The 17960-nt window shown below is 29.1% G+C and carries 16 protein-coding genes; 8 read left to right on the forward strand and 8 right to left on the reverse strand.

Features of this window, described 5'->3' with window-relative positions:
• Positions 1-9: 9 nt before the first annotated feature.
• The 4 genes from ACFQ1U_RS02495 to ACFQ1U_RS02510 are packed head-to-tail and all read right to left on the reverse strand — an operon-like array spanning position 10 to position 4190.
• Positions 10-648, reverse strand: a complete 639-nt coding sequence (locus tag ACFQ1U_RS02495) for an alpha/beta hydrolase (protein ID WP_386104970.1) — start codon at positions 646-648, stop codon at positions 10-12.
• A gap of 10 nt (positions 649-658) precedes the next feature.
• The gene (locus tag ACFQ1U_RS02500; RefSeq protein ID WP_386104972.1) at positions 659-982 is read right to left on the reverse strand and encodes a hypothetical protein; all 324 of its coding nucleotides are present in this window, start codon (positions 980-982) and stop codon (positions 659-661) included.
• A gap of 5 nt (positions 983-987) precedes the next feature.
• Positions 988-2244, reverse strand: coding sequence for a dihydroorotase (locus tag ACFQ1U_RS02505; RefSeq protein ID WP_386104974.1), 1257 nt, complete (start codon positions 2242-2244; stop codon positions 988-990).
• On the reverse strand, positions 2241-4190 hold the full coding sequence (locus tag ACFQ1U_RS02510) for a BatA domain-containing protein (RefSeq protein ID WP_386104976.1): 1950 nt from the start codon (positions 4188-4190) through the stop codon (positions 2241-2243). Before ACFQ1U_RS02510 ends, ACFQ1U_RS02505 begins: the two co-directional genes overlap by 4 nt.
• A 56-nt stretch (positions 4191-4246) precedes the next feature.
• On the opposite strand from ACFQ1U_RS02510, the gene ACFQ1U_RS02515 reads away from it, so the two are divergent.
• From ACFQ1U_RS02515 to rlmF, 3 genes are read left to right on the forward strand one after another with little or no spacing between them, the layout of a single operon-like run.
• A complete protein-coding gene (locus ACFQ1U_RS02515; RefSeq protein WP_386104977.1) occupies positions 4247-4909 on the forward strand; it encodes a class I SAM-dependent methyltransferase in 663 nt (220 codons plus the stop codon).
• Complete coding sequence (gene bshC, locus ACFQ1U_RS02520) at positions 4909-6501, forward strand: bacillithiol biosynthesis cysteine-adding enzyme BshC (protein ID WP_386104979.1); 1593 nt, start codon at positions 4909-4911, stop codon at positions 6499-6501. The genes ACFQ1U_RS02515 and bshC overlap by 1 nt, the downstream gene beginning before the upstream one ends.
• Positions 6501-7349, forward strand: coding sequence for a 23S rRNA (adenine(1618)-N(6))-methyltransferase RlmF (gene rlmF / locus ACFQ1U_RS02525; protein WP_386104980.1), 849 nt, complete (start codon positions 6501-6503; stop codon positions 7347-7349). The genes bshC and rlmF overlap by 1 nt, the downstream gene beginning before the upstream one ends.
• Here the strand turns inward: rlmF and ACFQ1U_RS02530 are convergent.
• Positions 7346-8257, reverse strand: coding sequence for a hypothetical protein (locus ACFQ1U_RS02530; RefSeq protein WP_386104982.1), 912 nt, complete (start codon positions 8255-8257; stop codon positions 7346-7348). The genes rlmF and ACFQ1U_RS02530 overlap by 4 nt on opposite strands.
• A gap of 137 nt (positions 8258-8394) precedes the next feature.
• Between ACFQ1U_RS02530 and ACFQ1U_RS02535 the strand changes: the two genes are divergently transcribed.
• The 4 genes from ACFQ1U_RS02535 to ACFQ1U_RS02550 are packed head-to-tail and all read left to right on the forward strand — an operon-like array spanning position 8395 to position 13474.
• Positions 8395-9066: a TetR/AcrR family transcriptional regulator gene (locus tag ACFQ1U_RS02535; protein ID WP_386104985.1), complete on the forward strand. Its 672-nt coding sequence runs from the start codon at positions 8395-8397 to the stop codon at positions 9064-9066.
• A 5-nt stretch (positions 9067-9071) separates the two neighbouring features.
• A complete protein-coding gene (locus ACFQ1U_RS02540; RefSeq protein WP_386104987.1) occupies positions 9072-10748 on the forward strand; it encodes a peptidase domain-containing ABC transporter in 1677 nt (558 codons plus the stop codon).
• Entirely contained in the window at positions 10729-12090 is a 1362-nt protein-coding gene (locus tag ACFQ1U_RS02545) for an HlyD family secretion protein (protein ID WP_386104989.1), read from the forward strand. The genes ACFQ1U_RS02540 and ACFQ1U_RS02545 overlap by 20 nt, the downstream gene beginning before the upstream one ends.
• A gap of 1 nt (position 12091) precedes the next feature.
• On the forward strand, positions 12092-13474 hold the full coding sequence (locus ACFQ1U_RS02550; RefSeq protein WP_386104991.1) for a TolC family protein: 1383 nt from the start codon (positions 12092-12094) through the stop codon (positions 13472-13474).
• On the opposite strand, the gene ACFQ1U_RS02555 is transcribed toward ACFQ1U_RS02550, so the two are convergent.
• Entirely contained in the window at positions 13475-14272 is a 798-nt protein-coding gene (locus ACFQ1U_RS02555) for an aldose 1-epimerase (protein ID WP_386104993.1), read from the reverse strand.
• 65 nt (positions 14273-14337) lie between these two features.
• On the opposite strand from ACFQ1U_RS02555, the gene ACFQ1U_RS02560 reads away from it, so the two are divergent.
• The gene (locus ACFQ1U_RS02560; protein ID WP_386104995.1) at positions 14338-15831 is read left to right on the forward strand and encodes a hypothetical protein; all 1494 of its coding nucleotides are present in this window, start codon (positions 14338-14340) and stop codon (positions 15829-15831) included.
• A gap of 38 nt (positions 15832-15869) precedes the next feature.
• On the opposite strand, the gene lpdA is transcribed toward ACFQ1U_RS02560, so the two are convergent.
• Both lpdA and ACFQ1U_RS02570 read right to left on the reverse strand, forming a co-directional pair.
• A complete protein-coding gene (lpdA, locus tag ACFQ1U_RS02565) occupies positions 15870-17258 on the reverse strand; it encodes a dihydrolipoyl dehydrogenase (RefSeq protein ID WP_386104997.1) in 1389 nt (462 codons plus the stop codon).
• Positions 17259-17336: 78 nt separating this feature from the next.
• Positions 17337-17960, reverse strand: coding sequence for a hypothetical protein (locus ACFQ1U_RS02570; protein WP_386104999.1), 624 nt, complete (start codon positions 17958-17960; stop codon positions 17337-17339).

The raw sequence follows: 17960 nt of genomic DNA on the forward strand, positions 1-17960 counted from the left end.
ATAGCTTATTTATGCTAATCGGTCTTCAATCCAGCTTTTAAAATGATAAAAATTTTGTGGAGCAACTCCATGCCCTACAGGGTATTCAGAGTATATACTTTTTAACTGATGCTTAGCTAATATTTCTGGTGCTTTTCTAGCCCAATCTACAGGAAGTACTTGGTCTACAGTTCCGTGAGATATATAATAATCTGTAACAATAGTATTACTTATGTTTTCTGGTAATAAATCTTCATTGATGTAACCACTCAAAGCTATTACATGTTGAACAATATTAGGAAACTTAAAACTTGTAGCATAGCTTAATATAGCTCCTTGACTAAATCCTAATAAAAAGGTTTTATCAGGGTTGGTGTTGTATTTTTTCTTTATTTCTGTAATAAAAGAAGCTATTTTTTCAATAGAATCTTTGGCTTGGTTTAAGTCTGAAAACTTACCATTCATTGCATCAAAATTAATAGCATACCAAGCATAGCCTCCATAGCCCATATCATGAGGAGCTCTTGCACTAATAATTAAAAATTCGTCAGGTAATTCTTCTGCAAATGAAAATAAATCTAATTCGTTGCTACCATAGCCATGAAGTAATATTAGCAACGGCGGATTATCAGTAGTAATTTTAGGGTCTCTTTTTACGTATTCTAACATGTATTATTTTTTATAAACTGCGAAAAAAGTTTTGAAAATAGGTACCAAAAACAGGAATTAGTTTTTCCTTACCGGTAATAGCTCCAAATAAACTGATGATCCAAAAAATAAATAAAATAACTCCGAGTATCCATTTTATAAAACCACCCAAATAATTATAAATTAACCAACCATTTAAAAAAGTTAATAAATGCCAACCAATCATTTGTCGATTATAAAATGCAGTAAATGTATTCTTTTTGCTTAAGTTAAGAACCCAAGAAATTAACGTACCAATTACCCAAAAATGACTAATAATTGCTAACATTTTTCCGTCACTTGCTGTGTTTTCCATAATCTTTAATTTAAAACTAATTGTTTGTTATTGTATATTCCGTAGGCTTTCCCTTTTAGTTTTCTATTTAAAAAGATGCTGTTTTTAGAATTTGAGAAAATATTTTTTTCAGAAAAAATATAATCGCCTTCGGTAGTAAATAAACTTAAAGAAGCAGTTTCTCCTTCATTAATTTTTAAAGAAGGCAAACCAAATATTTTCCTTGGGTTTTCACTTATACATTTTGTAATAATATCAATATCAAAAATGGTGTTTAGAGCAGAAAAAGCTGATTCTAATCCAATGGTTCCATCTTTAGCAATTGAAAACTCTACTTTTTTCTCTTCTACATCAATAGGATTATGATCCGATGTAATGATATCAATAACACCTTCTTTAACTGCTTTTTGTATAGCTTTTACATCTTCTTTTGTTCTTAAAGGAGGATTTACTTTTACCTTGGCATCAAAACCATGAAGCTCTTCATCGTTTAAAAGTAAATTATGAATAGCCACGCTACAGGTTACTTGTAAACCTTTCTTTTTAGCTTCTTTTATGAGTTTTACAGATTTTGCTGTAGAAATTGTAGGAATATGAAGTTTCCCATCAGTATATTCTAATAAAAATAAATCTCTAGCTACTTGAATTTCTTCAGCCAAAGCAGGGATTCCTTTTAATCCTAAAATAGTAGCATTTACGCCTTCATTAGCAACACCTTCACCGGCAATAGCATTGTTTTTTGGAAAACTCATAACCAAACCATTGAAATTTTGAGCATATAATAATGCAATTTTCATCAAATTATCATTCTCAATAGGTTTTTTATAATCACCAAAAGCAACTGCTCCAGATTGTTGCATATCATATAGTTCAGCCATTTCAACTCCTTTACTTTGTTGAGTTAAAGCTCCTATAGGGTAAATATCCGTTGCTTTAAAGGTGGCTTTATTAATTAAATATTCTACGGCAGATTTATTATCTATTACTGGTTGTGTATTTGCATTTACAGCTACAGAAGTAAATCCACTTTTAGCGGCTGTATCTAAACCATTATTTAAAGTTTCTCGTTCTTCATAACCAGGTTCACCAAAAGAAACACTAGAGTCAAACCAACCTGTAGAAACTTTTAAATCAGGAAGTTCAACAATTTGATAATTTTCTTTTTGCGAAATAATATCATTAATTTCTTTAATAATACCATCAACAATTAAAATATCTTTAGTTTGGTTATGATATTTACTGTGAGTGTCAATAATCGTTGCCGATTTTAAAAGCGTGATCATACTTTGAAGTATTTTAAAATCAAAATTTCTAATAGCAAAGATACAATGGCTAATATTAAAAACCATTTCCAAAGCCATTGAACTTCATTTTTTTTATTAATTTCTTGTAACGTTTCTGCAACGTTGTTTTTAATATTAATATTTTGTGGTATTTCAGATATTTTACTAAAATCTAAAAAGTTTAAAGAGCTTTCTGAAATAGGATTATTAAAGGCAACTTGAGATATTATATTGTCTCTAGCGACAATTTTATAAAATCCGTTTGTTGCTGGTTGGTCTGTTGTTGTAATTTTAATTTTGTTTTGTAGCGACTGTTGTAATGGAATAAATGATGATTTTTCGTTTTCAATTGCTACAATTTCTTCTTTTTGAAGTTGTGTTGATATTTCAATAGTGTTCTCTTGATGAAGTGTATAATATGACTTAGTAAACTGTAAGCTTTGTAGACCAATATTATAAAAAACAGGAACAACTAATGGAGAATTAGTAAAGTTGCTGTTATTTTTATTTAAAGCACTAGCAAACCAATATATTTTACCGTTTTTATTATTTATTTGTTGAATAAAAGCTGAGTTATCTTCAAATTTAATTACTTTACTGGCATTGTTTAACGCTGTAATTATTTGGTTTTTAGTAGTAGGATATTGAAAATTCTTAACTCTTTTATCAAATACATTTTTAAACAAAGGATGATCATAAACAATTTGAGTAATTTTCAAGCTATCATTTCTAATTTTATCTATTTTTCCAATAGAAAGTTTATTAAAAAATGAATTGTAAGAACTTAAATTTAAAGAATTATTAGGTATTATAACAACGTTCCCTCCTTTATTAACGAATTGGTTGATAGCTTTTTGTAAGCTTTCTGAAATGCTCTCAAGCTCATTTAAAATGATAAGCTGTTGTTCATCAATAGCATTATAATTAATCTTTTCAACAGTAGAGTTTAAAAATTTAAATTCGTTATTCGTGTAGATTTTTGATAAAAAACTATTGTTATTCCCAATGGCCATCACATTAATGGTTTCATTGTTTTGAACCGTAAAGTACAGGTTGTTATCAAAAGAATATGTATCATTAACACTGGTAGAAATTTCACCTAAAAATTCGGGAGTATTTTCTACAGTAAATGAAATGTTATTTGTACTTTTTTTATCGATATTCACCGTTTTTTTGGTGACTAGCTTTTTGTTGTTATAAATAGCGGTAGGTAAATCTTTTTGTGTGTCACTATTATTAGTTATACGAACAGTTAAGTTAAAATTATTGGCGTTTTTGTCAGTTATAAAAAGACTGTCAATACTAATATTATTTTTAAGTTCTGGTAATAGTTGAATTAAGGTAGTTTTAGATGTTAATTTACTAAAAACATCGAATTGAGTATTTTGAAAATCAGATATAATAATGTTTTCTACACTTGTATTTTTTAAGGGAGTGTTTATGGTTTCTATTTGTAAAAGAATATCTTTTATTTTTGATGGTTTTGCACTGCTTTTTATTTTAAGTGCTGTGTTTTTTAAATCAGTATTACTTAAATTTTTATAAACTTCATCATTGGTAATTAAGTGATAACTGTTTTTTTCTGAAGCATTTTCTGCAATTTCTTGCGCAGCAATTTGTAGTAAATTTCCTTTTTCACCTTTAGCAGTATTACTTAATGAATTATCAAGGTAAATAGTAAAATGTTGTTTTGAATCAATTGTTGCGTTGCTAAAGTATGGTTGCGCAAAAGCAATTACTGTAGCTGCAATTAATAACATTCGAGTAGCCAAAATGAGCCACTTTTTTAATTGAGAACTTTTTCTGTTTTCTATTACTAGTTTTTGTAAAAAAGCAACGTTGGTAAAAGGAACTTTTTTAAATTTTCTTAACTGAAAAAGATGTACCAAAATAGGTATAATCAATAACAATAAGAAGTATAAAATTTCAGGATTTTTAAACTGCATTTTTAATTTAAATAGCGAGGTTAAAAATAGAGAATTAATTTTAGTATTTTTGAATTATGCTAAACGAATCTGATTGTAAAAACACAACTATTAATTATCAGCAACATTGGGATACCGCCTATTCAAAAACACCTACAGAAAAATTAGGGTGGTATGAAAAAAAATCGGAAGAAATTTTAACGTTAGTCCAAAAAACAACAATAAATAATAACGCTTCAATACTTAATGTGGGAGTTGGAGCCTCTACTATTGTAAAAGACTTATTAGATGCTGGTTTTTTAAATATTATAGCCAATGATCTTTCAAAGGAAGCTTTACGTAAACTTGAAGAAGATTTAAATGATAATGAAAGAAGTAAGGTGACTTTTTTACAAGATGATTTATTACATCCTAAGCAACTATCTCAATTAACCTCAAGTATAGATTTATGGATTGACCGTGCAGTGTTGCATTTTTTTACCAGCACCCAACAGCAAAAATTATATTTTAAATTATTACATCAATTAGTGAAGCCTAGCGGATATGTAATTATTGCAGTTTTTGCAGAGAATGGCGCTGAAAAATGCTGTGGTTTACCATTACAACGATACAATTCTACAATGTTACAGCAAAAATTAGGAGATAATTTTACATTGATTGAAAAATTTAACCATGTTTTTGTAAACCCAAACGGTGGAGAGAGACCATATATTTATACACTTTTTCAAAGAAAAGCCTAATGAATACAACCAATATACCTTTTCAGGAAACAGGATTTTTTTCAAAAATAATGTGTGATTATTTAGATAAAGACTCAAAATTGAGAGATTTTTATCAAAATTATCCAGATTTAGATGGATTCTCAGCTCAGATAACTCAAAAAGAAACTTCTTTTTCATTAGAAACAAGAAAAGTTTTAGTAACTGCTCTACAAAAGCAATATAAAACAGTTGATGTATCAGTAAATACTTCTAATAATATTGAATTATTAGCTAAAACTAATACCTTTACTGTTACAACTGGGCACCAATTAAATTTATTTACGGGACCATTATACTTCTTATACAAGATTTTTTCTACCATAAATTTAGCAGCGCAATTATCAGAAAAGTTCTCTGATAAAAATTTCGTTCCTGTTTATTGGATGGCCACTGAAGATCATGATTTTGAAGAGATAAATTTTTTCAATTTTAAAGGTAAAAAGGTACAGTGGAATTCTAAACAAACAGGCGCCGTAGGACGATTTTCTACAGAAGGGTTAGCTGCTGTTTTTAATGAGTTTTCTAAACATATTGGTGGTTCTAAAAACGCTGTTTATCTAAAACAATTGTTTTCTAAAGCATATTTAGAGCACAAAACGTTGGCAGAAGCAACCCTTTTTATAGCTAACGAGTTATTTAAAGATTACGGTTTGGTGGTTGTAGATGCAGATAATTCATTACTAAAAAACCTTTTTATTCCTTACGCTAAAAAAGAATTACTAGAAAACACTTCTTTTAAACAGGTGTCAAATAGCAATTCTATTTTAGAAAAAGATTATAAAGTTCAGGTTAACCCAAGAGAAATTAACTTATTTTATGTTAAAGACAACATAAGAGAACGTATTGTTTTTGAGGACGAGATTTATACAATTTTTGGAACAGATATCACTTTTTCAGAAAATGAAATTTTAACAGAGCTTTCATCGAATCCAGAAAGATTTTCGCCTAATGTTATTATGCGACCTTTGTATCAAGAAGTAATTTTACCAAACTTGTGTTATATAGGTGGTGGTGGAGAAATGGCTTACTGGTTACAGTTAAAAGCCTATTTTGATGCCGTTGATGTTGTTTTTCCAATATTATTATTGAGAAATTCAGTACAAGTTATTTCTGAAAAGCAAGAAGAAAAGTTAGCAAAGCTCTCTATTTCTAAGCAAGAACTGTTTTTAAATCAACATAAATTAATTAATCAAAAAGTAGCAGAGTATTCTCAAGTTTCTGTGAACTTTAATCAACAAAAAGAGTTTTTACAAGAACAGTTTAATGATTTAAGAATAATAGCTGCAAAAACGGATGCTTCATTTATTGGTGCAGTTAATGCTCAAGAAAGAAAACAGATTAAAGGATTAGAAAACCTAGAAAAACGTATGCAAAGAGCTGAAAAAAGAAAACATAAAGAATTAGTTACTAGAATTACAGAATTACAAAATGAAATTCTTCCAAATCAAGGATTAGAAGAACGCCAACGTAATTTTTCTGAATACTATTTGGCTTACGGAAGTAAGTTTTTGGATATTTTAAAAGAAGAATTAAATCCTTTAGATTTAGAATTTACTGTTTTAACACTATAATGGCTATATCATTTCATAAAAACAATATTCACAAGAACGGTTATGATTTTGACCTTTTAGTTGAAAAACATCCGACTTTAAAGCAGTTTTTAGTTACAAAACATTCAAAAACAACTATAAATTTTTCTGACCCAAAGGCGGTAAAAGAGTTAAATAGTGCATTATTAAAAACGTATTATAAAATTAATTTTTGGGATTTTCCTGATGATAATTTGTGTCCGCCAATTCCAGGTAGGGTAGATTATATTCATTATTTATCGGAATTAACTGAAGAGATTGAAGTTACCGTTTTAGATATTGGTACTGGAGCAACATGTATTTATCCGTTACTAGGAACTTCAACTTATAATTGGAGTTTTGTTGCAACCGATATTTCAAAAGATTCTTTACAAAATGCACAAAAGATTATTGATAAAAATCAATTGTCTTCAAAAATACAATTAAGGCATCAGCCTAAAAAAGAGCATATTTTACAAGATGTTGCTAAAGATAGTGATAGATTTATTTTTACAATGTGCAATCCACCATTTTATAAGAGTAGAGAAGAAGCAGTACAAGTTAATCAACGTAAAAATAAAAACTTACAATTAGGAAATACTCGTAATTTCTCTGGAACTTCAAACGAATTATGGTATAAAGGAGGAGAAAAGGCCTTTTTACATACGTATTTATATGAAAGTTCATTATTGCCTACTATGAGTAAATGGTATACAAGTTTGGTAGCAAATAAAGATAATGTAAAAAGCCTAAATGCATCAGCAAAAAAACTAGGGGTAAAAGAGTTTAAAGTTATACCAATGCATCAAGGCAATAAAGTAACTAGGATAGTTTGTTGGCGTTTTGTTTAAAAACGTATGCTGTATTCTATATTAGCAACAAATCCTCTAGTTAAACCGTCTGGTCTTGCTTCTCTAACAGCTAAAGGAGCAGCTAGGCTAAATTGTATCTTATCATTATTTTTAAGTTGATAATCTAAATATATGTTAGCGTTTAGTGTGAGTCCTTGAGATCCTTCAATTTCTCTTGAATTTCCCATCAAATCTGTGTATTTATCGTTTGTAACATGATAAATTGGTAATATACTAGGTGTTATTACTAAAGATTTTGATGCTTTTACAGGGTAAGAAACTCTCAATAAAACATCAGCAGCTCTATCAAATTCATTGGTACTAAATATAAACGGAGAATTGTTTAGAGAAGAGGAACTGAAATATGTATTTTCGTTTTTATTTAAAGGTTGTTGGTAAGCAACTACTACTTGAAAGTTCTTTATTTTTTGACTTACACCTAAAATTATATCATAAGTTCCTAAACTAGATTGATAATCCATTGGTAAAGATCTATTTTCATCTGTATCATTACCATTAGTAAACGGTATTTTAAATCCTAATACACCGGTGGTGTTTTTAGCAAATTTATAATTCGCATTAATCAGTAAATCAGATAAACCAAAATTAGATATATTATTACCACTTTGTGAAATTGCGGTTAGTTTGGTTGTAGCACTAAACTTTTCTGAAAATTTATAATTATATTCTAAATATTGTCCAAATACAGTAATGTCATTATCGGCACTTCCTATATTCAAACCTGCTTTAAAAGTATGTTTGTGAGGTTGTTTAACTTCAGCTTCTTCTAATTCGATAGGTTTTACAATATCTAAGGTGCAAAAACCTGCATCACTACATCCTTGCGCATTGATTTGATTGTTAGCTAATACTAAGAAAGCTACTAAGGTTGCTAATTTTAACTTCATGATAATAAATTTCACATTTTGGTCGCATTCAATTTTACATGCTTACAGATAATTCTAGTATTAAATTTTTCTTAAATAATAGTTAATGTTTCTTTTTTGATAGTAATACTATTATATTTGCATGTAATTTTTTTAGTATGAAAGATTTGTTAGCCAATTTAAAAATCTCTGTGCCAGAAAAAATATATGTAAAAGACCCAGAATCATCAGGTTTAGGTAAACGTATAGTAGAGCACAGTATATTAATGATTAATGAAGTAGGTTTTGAAGCTTTTACATTTAAAAAGTTAGGAAGTAGAATAGGTTCTAATGAAAGTTCTATTTATCGATACTTTGAAAATAAACATAAGCTCTTATTGTATTTAACGTCATGGTATTGGGCATGGTTAGAATATCAATTAGTTTTTGAAACTTATAATATTCAAGACCCTAAACTTAAGTTAGAAAAAGCTGTAAGAATTGTAACAAGAACTATAAAAGAAGATTCTAATTTTAGTCATATTAACGAGGTGATTTTGAATAAAATTATTATAAATGAAAATTCGAAATCATTTTTAACAAAAGAAGTAGATACTGAAAATAAAGAAGGATATTTTGTTACCTATAAAAGGGTTATTAGGCGATTGCAAGAAATTATTATAGAAGTAAAACCTAATTATCAATATCCAGCAAGTTTAGCAAGTACTATAGTAGACGGAGCATTGCATCAACATTTTATTAAAGATCATTTTATATCAATTACAGATTGTGATAAAGAAAAAACACCAACGCGTTTTTTTACTGATTTAACCTTAAAAATTTTAGCATAAAAAAGATGAAAGAAAAGTTAACGCCTTGGCAACGATTTATGGGATTGCTAGAGCTAGAAAGAAAAGATATTTTGCAAATATTTTATTATGCAATTTTTTCGGGACTAGTAGGATTGTCCTTACCATTAGGTATTCAGGCAATTATAGGTTTAATTCAGGGAGCACAAGTTTCTACTTCATGGATTATTTTAGTATTACTTGTAACACTAGGAGTTATATTTTCTGGAGCGTTACAATTAATGCAATTAAGAATTATAGAAACGCTTCAGCAACGAATATTTATGAAGGCTTCTTTCGAGTTTAGTTATCGATTTCCGAAAATTAAAATGAAAGAATTACAAAATTACTATCCTCCAGAATTAGCAAATCGATTTTTTGATACGCTTACTATTCAAAAAGGATTGTCTAAAATTTTAATAGATGTACCATCTGCATTATTACAGATTGTTTTTGCACTATTATTATTATCATTTTATCATCCGTTTTTTATATTCTTTGGTTTTTTATTACTGTTATTAATTTATTTTGTATTCAAGTTTACTGCAGTTAAAGGTTTAGAAACTAGTTTAGAAGAATCTAAAAATAAATATAAAGTAGCTCACTGGATTCAGGAAGTAGCCAGGACAATAGTAAGTTTTAAAGTATCTGGAAATACTAAACTTTCTTTAAAAAAGAATGATGCTTTGGTTAGTAAGTATTTACAATCTAGGGAAGGACACTTTAAAATATTAGTACTACAATTTATTCATTTAATAAGTTTTAAAGTAATTGTAACAGCAGGTTTATTATTAATAGGAGGAATGTTAGTATTAAATCAAGAAATGAATATTGGACAATTTGTGGCTGCAGAAATCATTATTTTATTAGTAATAGGTTCTGTTGAAAAACTAATTTTAGGATTAGAATCATTATATGATATATTAACATCTATAGAAAAAATAGGTCAGGTAGTAGATAAAGAATTAGAGTCACAAGGAGGGGAGAAACCAGTAGTTAAAGATTGTTTAACCTTAGAGTTAGATAATTTAAGTTATGAGGTACCATCAAGAGAAGCTCCTATTTTAAAAGATATCAACTTATCTATAAAACAAACTGATAGAATCTTGGTTCAAGGAGAAAGTGGTTCAGGAAAAACAACATTACTTCATTTAATATCTGGCGTAATTTTACCAACAAAAGGAGATATTTATGTGAATAATTTATCTATAAAAAGTTTACAATTAAATTATTACAGATCTAATATTGGTGTGTTTTTAAATACAGAATCACCATTTGAAGGCACTATAAGAGAAAACGTTAGTTTTGATTCTAGAGTAAGCGATGAAGTTATTTTAGATGCTTTTGAAAAAGTAAAATTATTAGACTTTTTGAAAAAACAACCTAAAGGATTGCAAACAGTTTTGTATCCAGAAGGTCAACAAATGCCAACTACGGTAGCAAAAAAAATTGTATTAGCAAGAGCAATTATAAAACAACCTAAGTTGTTGATTTTAGAAGATTCTTTAGCAGAATTTTCTAAAAAAGAAACCGTAGAGATTATGGAGTTTTTAACTAGTCCGAAAAATCCATGGGCATTAATAATTGTTAGTGGTAATGATAGTTGGAAAGCAAAGTGTAATAAACACATCACATTAGAAGAAGGTCAAATTAAATTAGAAGAAAATGTTAAACATAACAAATAATAAACTTAATAAAAAAGTACCGTTACATCATTTTGTATCTGCACAATACATTAATAGGAAGCATGGTGTCTACTTTAATAGGTTTTTAATATTTTTCTTTGTAGCGTGTACCATATTTCTATTTTTACCATGGACTCAAAATATTAATGCTAAAGGTAATGTAACAACATTACAGCCTAACCAGCGTCCGCAAACATTACAATCTCAAATTCCAGGACGAATTGAACACTGGTATGTAAGAGAAGGAGATTTTGTAAAAAAAGGAGATACTATTTTACGTATATCCGAAGTGAAAAGCGAGTATTTTGACGATCAATTACTACAACGTACTGATGATCAAATAAAAGCAAAAAACAATTCGGTTTCTGCCTACAATGACAAATTAGCAGCCTTACGTTTGCAAATTCAAGCATTACAAAGAGAGCAACAATTAAAGTTTGAGCAAACTCAAAACAAATTATTACAAGCCAAGCTAAAGGTAAAAAGTGATAGTATAGCTTTTGAAGCAGAAAAAACAAACTTTAAAGTAGCTCAATCACAATATGATCGAGAAGTTGCTTTACAAAATGATGGATTAAAATCTGTTAAAGATGTGGAAGCTAAACGTGTTAAACTTCAAGAAACACAGGCTAAAATTATATCGCAAGAGAATAAGTATATTGCCAGTAAATCAGAGCTATTAAACGCAAAAATCCAGCTAAATAGTGTTCGTGCAAATTACGCAGAAAAAATATCTAAAGCTAAAAGTGATTTATCATCAGCACAATCGAGTATGTTAGATGCTCAGGTACAGGTTACAAAACTTGAAAATACCTATTCTAATTATAAAAAACGTTCCTCATTATTATACGTAACTGCACCACAAGATGGTTTTATAAACAAGGCTATAAAAAGCGGTATTGGTGAAATTTTTAAAGAAGGTGAGCAGTTGGTTGGTATTATGCCAGCTAACTACAATTTAGCTGTAGAAACTTATGTTAGACCAATAGATTTACCTTTAATTCATATGGGAGAAAAGTTTAGAGTTCAATTTGATGGTTGGCCAGCAATTGTTTTTAGCGGATGGCCCAATGTATCTTATGGAACTTATGGAGCTAAAGTAGTTGCCATTGAGAATTTTATTAGTGATAATGGCATGTTTAGAGTTTTACTAGCTCCAGATGAAGAGGACCATGAATGGCCAGCAGCTATTCGTGTAGGTTCTGGAGCCAAAACAATAGGATTATTAGATGATGTCCCAATTTGGTTTGAAATTTGGCGACAGTTAAACGGTTTTCCGCCTAATTATTACCAACCAGAAGGAAAAGCTAAAGAGGTAAAAACACCAAAAAAGAAAAAGTAACATGAAATACTTTTATGTAGTAATTTTTTTATGGTCAAGTTGTTTTTTGCAAGCACAAAGTAACGAGGATAAAATATTGAGTTTACAAGAGTTTTTAGGTTATGTAAAATTATACCATCCTATGGTAAAACAAGCAAACTTAACGTTAACTCAAGCAGAAGCAAAATTGTTAAAAGCAAGAGGAGCTTTTGATCCTAAATTAGCTTACAAGCTGTCAAAAAAAGAGTATAAGGATAAAGAGTATTATGATAAACAAGATGTTTTATTTAAAATTCCTACTTGGTATGGAGTAGAGTTTAAGGCTGCTTATGAGAATAATACTGGTGAATATTTAAATCCAGAGTCCACAGTACCAGAAGATGGCTTGTTTAGTGCGGGCGTTTCTGTGTCAGTAGCCAAAAACTTATTAATTAATGATAGAATGGCTCAGCTTAAACAAGCAAAGCTATTTAATAAGCAAGCAGAAGCAGAGCAACAATTACAGGTGAATCAAATTTTACATGATGCAACTAAAACGTATGCAAAATGGCTACAATTATATAAAAACAATAGTGTTTATAATTCTTTTTTAACAAATGCAGAAACTAGATTTTCAGGAATTGTAAAATCTTTTAAGGCAGGAGATAAAGCCGCTATAGATACTGTTGAAGCTGCAGTGTTAGTTGATAACAGGATGCTATTACAAGAAAAAAGTAGGCTAGCATTACTAAAAGCAAGGTTGGAACTTTCAAATTATTTATGGAGTTCTGAAAATACACCTGTTGAATTGCAAGAAGATGTTTTACCAGATGTAAATGTAGTAACTAATTTTGTTACTGAAGAATTAATAGATACTATTCAGTTTAAAGCTAATGAGCACCCTAAGTTTACATCGTTGCAATTTAAACAACAAAGTTTAGTAGTTGAAAAGCGTCTTAAAATGAATAATCTATTACCAGAGGTGAATTTGCAATATAACTTTTTAACAGAAAAACCTCGTGAAATCAACTCATTAACCAGAGCTAATTACAAAGGAGGTATTGAAGTTAAGTTTCCCTTGTTTTTAAGAAAGGAACGTGGGGATTTAAAGCTGGCTAAAGCGAAGCTTAATGATATAGATTTTGAATTACAGCAACAAAAAGTAATTTTAGATAATAAATTCACAGCAACAAAAACGGCAATACAATCGTACAAAAAGCAGTTAAAAACAGCTAAAAAAATGGTAAAAGGCTATCAAACTATGGTGGCTGCAGAGGAGCGTAAGTTTACCTTAGGTGATAGCTCATTATTTTTAATAAATTCAAGAGAAGCAAAGCTTATAGAAGCCAAGTTAAAAGCTATAGAAACTGAAAACAAATTATTGGAAGAACGAGCAAATTTAATATTATTAAATCAGCAATTATAATTACTTAGTATTAATAACAACCTCAAAATATGCTTTACCTTTTGAGGTTGTAAACATTTCAGGAAGTAGTTTTTTGTTATTATTGTATGGATATTTTGTAATTGGCTCTATACAAATCATGTTGTTAACCTCTGTCCATAACATAAAATTATCAAATCCAGTTGTTTTTATTTTAACAATATTTCCATCTTCTTTTTCTAAACAAATGGTATCTGAGTTTTTAACTGGGTAAGCAATAGATCCTTGTTTTAAAATAGTATCTATGGAAATACTTTCATTTTTACTTACTATTGTTTCTTTTTTATTGCCACTTAACAAAAAGGCAGGATGATAACCCAGCATAAACGGCATGTTTATTTCCGATTCAATTGAGAATGAAATAACTAATGTATCGTTTTTAATTTCATATTTTTTGATAAAAGAAAAATCGTAAGGCCAGAAAACATAAGGTTCTGGAGACTTATTAGGATATTTAGAGTTTTTAATTTTAGTATTAGTAATGTATTCTTTTTTGTAACTCACTGTAGCGGTAGTTTGATTAACTACAGTATAATTTAATTCTCTCAATAACCCGTGTTGATCTTGAATACAGTTTCCTTTTGGAGTCTCAACTACAAAATTATTACTAGCAGTTGGGCCAATAATTGGGAACATTTCAGTGTCGGAATTTCTCCAACCTGGTGCTCCTTTTTGATGTATATACTCAAGGTTGTTTTTTACCAAACTGATTAATTCTCCTTTTTCAATTTTAACAACCAAGGTGTTATCTTCACTAGTAATTTGTAGTATTTCTTTCATGTTTTAAATATAATAATAAGCTAAGTTAAAAATGAAATCAAATGACTATTTTTACATAGATTACTATGAAAGCTAAAAGAAAAAACAACATAATTTACCTTGTCCTGAGTTTGTTTGCTATTGCTGTAAGCTTAAATATATACTTATCAAACTACTTAGAATCTCAACTTTCTAAATTATTAGCTAAACAAGAAATTAAATTTACAGGTGATGTATCAACTAATGTTTTGTTTGGAAATATATTTGTAGAAAATATAGAAGCTCGTAAAGATAGTTTGTTAGTAAAAGCGCATCGACTGGAAGTTAAAGGTGTTTCGTATGTATCTTTTTTATTTAACGATGTTGTTAAGGTATCAGAAATTTCTGTTTTTAAACCAATTATTTCAGGAGTAATTCTTGATAAAGAAGCTAATAATACCTCAAAAAATAATTCTACTAATCAATTACCAATAATAAATATTGAAAATATTGAAATTATTAATGGTGCTTTATCAGTTAAGAATAATAATGGTTCTCCTTTTAAAATTGATGATTTTTCTTTGAGCTTAACTAATGTTAGGTATAAAGATAGGTTGATATCTGTTATTCCTTTTTTGTATGAAGATATATCTTTTACCTTAAATAAATTAGAATATCAGCAATCTACTACGCAAATGTTTGCATTAGATAAGATAATTTATAGTAATAATTTTCTATCTATTCATAATTTAGAAATTATACCTTTAAAAGTAAAAGAGGAATATATTTATCATGTTCCTTATGAGAAAGACTTGTTGAGCTTATGCATTAAAGAAATATCCATTCCCAATTTTATAATACAAACAGCTCCAAAATTATCATTTAAAGCAACCAATACACAAATTAATTATGCTGATTTTGAAGTGTTTTTAGATGCATCAGTTTTAAATCATCCAAAGCATAAAAAGAAAGATTTATACAGTAAAAGTTTACGAGAATTACCAATTCAAATTAATTTCGATACCATCCAAATTAAAAATTCAAAAATTCTATATAAAGAAAAATTATCATCTAAAGACAAAGCTGGAGAGTTAAGTTTCCATAACATAAATGCAGCTATTTATAACCTATCTAATACAGGTAATAAGGAAACAGAGATTGCTGTTACATCAGATTTTATGAATAGTACACCTTTTAAAGTAAATTGGAATTTTAATGTTAATAATCCGTTAGATGAGTTCTTTATTAAGGGTAATTTAGCGACAATTAATGCTCAAAAAATAAATTCTTTTATAGAACCTAAATTAAAAGTTAGGGTAGATGGTAGGATTAATAGTTTGTCTTTTAATTTATATGGAAATAACACGTATTCTCAAGGAGATTTTGCTATTGACTATGAAAACATAAAGGTGAAGGTTTTGAAAAATAACAAAGGAGTAAGAAAGGTGTTATCATGGTTGGTAAATTTAGTGCTTAAAAATTCATCAAAAAGTGAAATGAAAGAAGTTAAAATACAAAAGTTAGAAAGAGATCAATCTCGTTCATTTTGGAATTTTTTATGGAAAAATATTGAGAAAGGTTTAAAAGAAACCATGATATAAAAAACTCTCCAATTGAGGAGAGTTTTTTTTAGTGTATTTTATAAATGAATTACTTCATCATATGCATCTGCAACAGCTTCCATAACTGCTTCACTCATGGTAGGGTGTGGATGGATAGCCTTTAAAACTTCATGTCCTGTAGTTTCTAATTTTCTACCTAAAACAGCTTCAGCAATCATATCAGTAACTCCGGCACCAATCATGTGGCAACCTAACCATTCACCGTATTTAGCATCAAAAATTACTTTTACAAATCCGTCAGGTGTTCCAGCAGCTTTTGCTTTACCAGAAGCAGAGAATGGGAATTTACCAACTTTTAGTTCGTAACCCTTTTCCTTTGCTTGTTCTTCTGTTAAACCTACTGAAGCAATTTCAGGCGTTGCGTATGTACATCCAGGAATATTTCCGTAGTCAATAGATTCTGTATGTAAACCTGCTATTTTTTCTACACAAGTAATTCCTTCTGCAGAAGCTACGTGTGCCAAAGCAGGACCAGGAGTAACATCACCAATTGCGTAATACCCTGGAATGTTAGTTTGGTACCAATCGTTTACTAAAATTTTATCTCTATCAGTAACAATTCCAACATCTTCTAGACCGATGTTTTCAATGTTAGTTTTAATTCCAACGGCAGATAAAACGATATCTGCTTCTAAAATCTCTTCACCTTTTTTCGTTTTTACAGTAGCTTTAACTCCGTCTCCAGAAGTATCAACAGACTCAACAGAAGAGTTGGTCATGATTTTAATTCCAGCTTTTTTAAACGAACGCTCCATTTGTTTAGAAACATCTTTATCTTCTACAGGAACAATATTTGGCATGTATTCTACAATAGTAACATCTGTTCCCATTGAGTTGTAAAAATGAGCAAACTCAACACCAATAGCACCAGAACCAACAACAATCATAGATTTTGGTTGTGATGGTAAACTCATTGCCTCACGGTAACCAATTACTTTTTTACCATCTTGAGGTAAACTTGGTAATTCACGAGAACGTGCACCAGTAGCAATTATAATATGATCAGCAGAATACTCAGTAACAGTTCCGTCTTCTGCAGTAACATCAACCTTTTTACCAGGTTTAACTTTACCAAAACCGTCAATAATATCAATTTTATTTTTCTTCATTAAGAACTGAACACCTTTGCTCATTCCTTCTGCAACACCACGACTACGTTTAATAACCGCTTCAAAATCTTTGTCGATAGCTTCAGCTTTTAAACCATACTCGTCTACATGTTTCAAATAATCATATACTTGAGCTGATTTTAATAAAGCTTTGGTAGGAATACATCCCCAGTTAAGGCAAATTCCACCTAAACTTTCTTTTTCAACTACAGCTGTTTTAAAACCTAATTGAGAAGCTCTAATGGCTGTAACATATCCTCCAGGACCACTCCCGATTATTAGTACGTCGTATTTCATGTCGTTTATTTTTATCTTGTTGTTTGTTTTATATTTTACATTCTCTCAGGAACCTGAATTCCTAATTTCTTAATATGATTAATTATTACATTCCTTATTATAATAATTAATCATATTAATTACACCTGAGCCTTGGTATAGAAAAAAACCACTGTAATCTTCTGCAAAATTCTCTTTAACACTTTTTTTATCTTTTATTAATTCGATAAACATAGGGCAGTCAGAGGTATACTTGGTTATTATTTTTCTAAACTTATTTTTTTTAGGGTTCATAGGTAGTTTCTCTACGAAATTTGTTCCACCTTCGCCAATCAAATATACTGTAGTAGAAATACCTCCACGCATCATCATTCCATTAGGTCCAAAATGATTAGGACTTTGTCTTTCATAGGAATACAAATCTAATTTGCCTTTAACTTCTCTTTTTAATAATAAAATATTTTTATTTTTAGCATTTATCTTATAAAGATACTCATCTCCAAAACGAAATTTTATTTTTTTGAGTTCTTTATAAGAGTATTTTATTTTTTTCGCTTTTTCGTTTTCTTTAAATTTTACAATATTTCCTGATCTTTTAATTAAACCAGAAATCTCCTTTCCATTACTGAACGTAATTTTTCCTCTCTCATAACTATTAAATAATGATTGAGAATTTAAACTTAAAGAAACAAGGATAAGTATGATTGTAAGACTCCTTTTCAT

It is taken from the genome of Tenacibaculum geojense, from assembly GCF_042676005.1.
Lineage (GTDB): Bacteria > Bacteroidota > Bacteroidia > Flavobacteriales > Flavobacteriaceae > Polaribacter > Polaribacter geojense.

Bases quoted from the DNA above. Each gene is read 5' to 3' on its own strand.
- ACFQ1U_RS02540 (WP_386104987.1), top strand. From the start codon at position 9,072: ATGAAAGAAAAGTTAACGCCTTGGCAACGATTTATGGGATTGCTAGAG.
- ACFQ1U_RS02550 (WP_386104991.1), top strand. From the start codon at position 12,092: ATGAAATACTTTTATGTAGTAATTTTTTTATGGTCAAGTTGTTTTTTG.
- ACFQ1U_RS02530 (WP_386104982.1), bottom strand. From the start codon at position 8,257: ATGAAGTTAAAATTAGCAACCTTAGTAGCTTTCTTAGTATTAGCTAAC.
- ACFQ1U_RS02515 (WP_386104977.1), top strand. From the start codon at position 4,247: ATGCTAAACGAATCTGATTGTAAAAACACAACTATTAATTATCAGCAA.
- ACFQ1U_RS02570 (WP_386104999.1), bottom strand. From the start codon at position 17,960: ATGAAAAGGAGTCTTACAATCATACTTATCCTTGTTTCTTTAAGTTTA.
- bshC (WP_386104979.1), top strand. From the start codon at position 4,909: ATGAATACAACCAATATACCTTTTCAGGAAACAGGATTTTTTTCAAAA.
- ACFQ1U_RS02510 (WP_386104976.1), bottom strand. From the start codon at position 4,190: ATGCAGTTTAAAAATCCTGAAATTTTATACTTCTTATTGTTATTGATT.
- ACFQ1U_RS02500 (WP_386104972.1), bottom strand. From the start codon at position 982: ATGGAAAACACAGCAAGTGACGGAAAAATGTTAGCAATTATTAGTCAT.
- lpdA (WP_386104997.1), bottom strand. From the start codon at position 17,258: ATGAAATACGACGTACTAATAATCGGGAGTGGTCCTGGAGGATATGTT.
- ACFQ1U_RS02495 (WP_386104970.1), bottom strand. From the start codon at position 648: ATGTTAGAATACGTAAAAAGAGACCCTAAAATTACTACTGATAATCCG.
- ACFQ1U_RS02555 (WP_386104993.1), bottom strand. From the start codon at position 14,272: ATGAAAGAAATACTACAAATTACTAGTGAAGATAACACCTTGGTTGTT.
- ACFQ1U_RS02505 (WP_386104974.1), bottom strand. From the start codon at position 2,244: ATGATCACGCTTTTAAAATCGGCAACGATTATTGACACTCACAGTAAA.
- rlmF (WP_386104980.1), top strand. From the start codon at position 6,501: ATGGCTATATCATTTCATAAAAACAATATTCACAAGAACGGTTATGAT.
- ACFQ1U_RS02535 (WP_386104985.1), top strand. From the start codon at position 8,395: ATGAAAGATTTGTTAGCCAATTTAAAAATCTCTGTGCCAGAAAAAATA.
- ACFQ1U_RS02545 (WP_386104989.1), top strand. From the start codon at position 10,729: ATGTTAAACATAACAAATAATAAACTTAATAAAAAAGTACCGTTACAT.
- ACFQ1U_RS02560 (WP_386104995.1), top strand. From the start codon at position 14,338: ATGAAAGCTAAAAGAAAAAACAACATAATTTACCTTGTCCTGAGTTTG.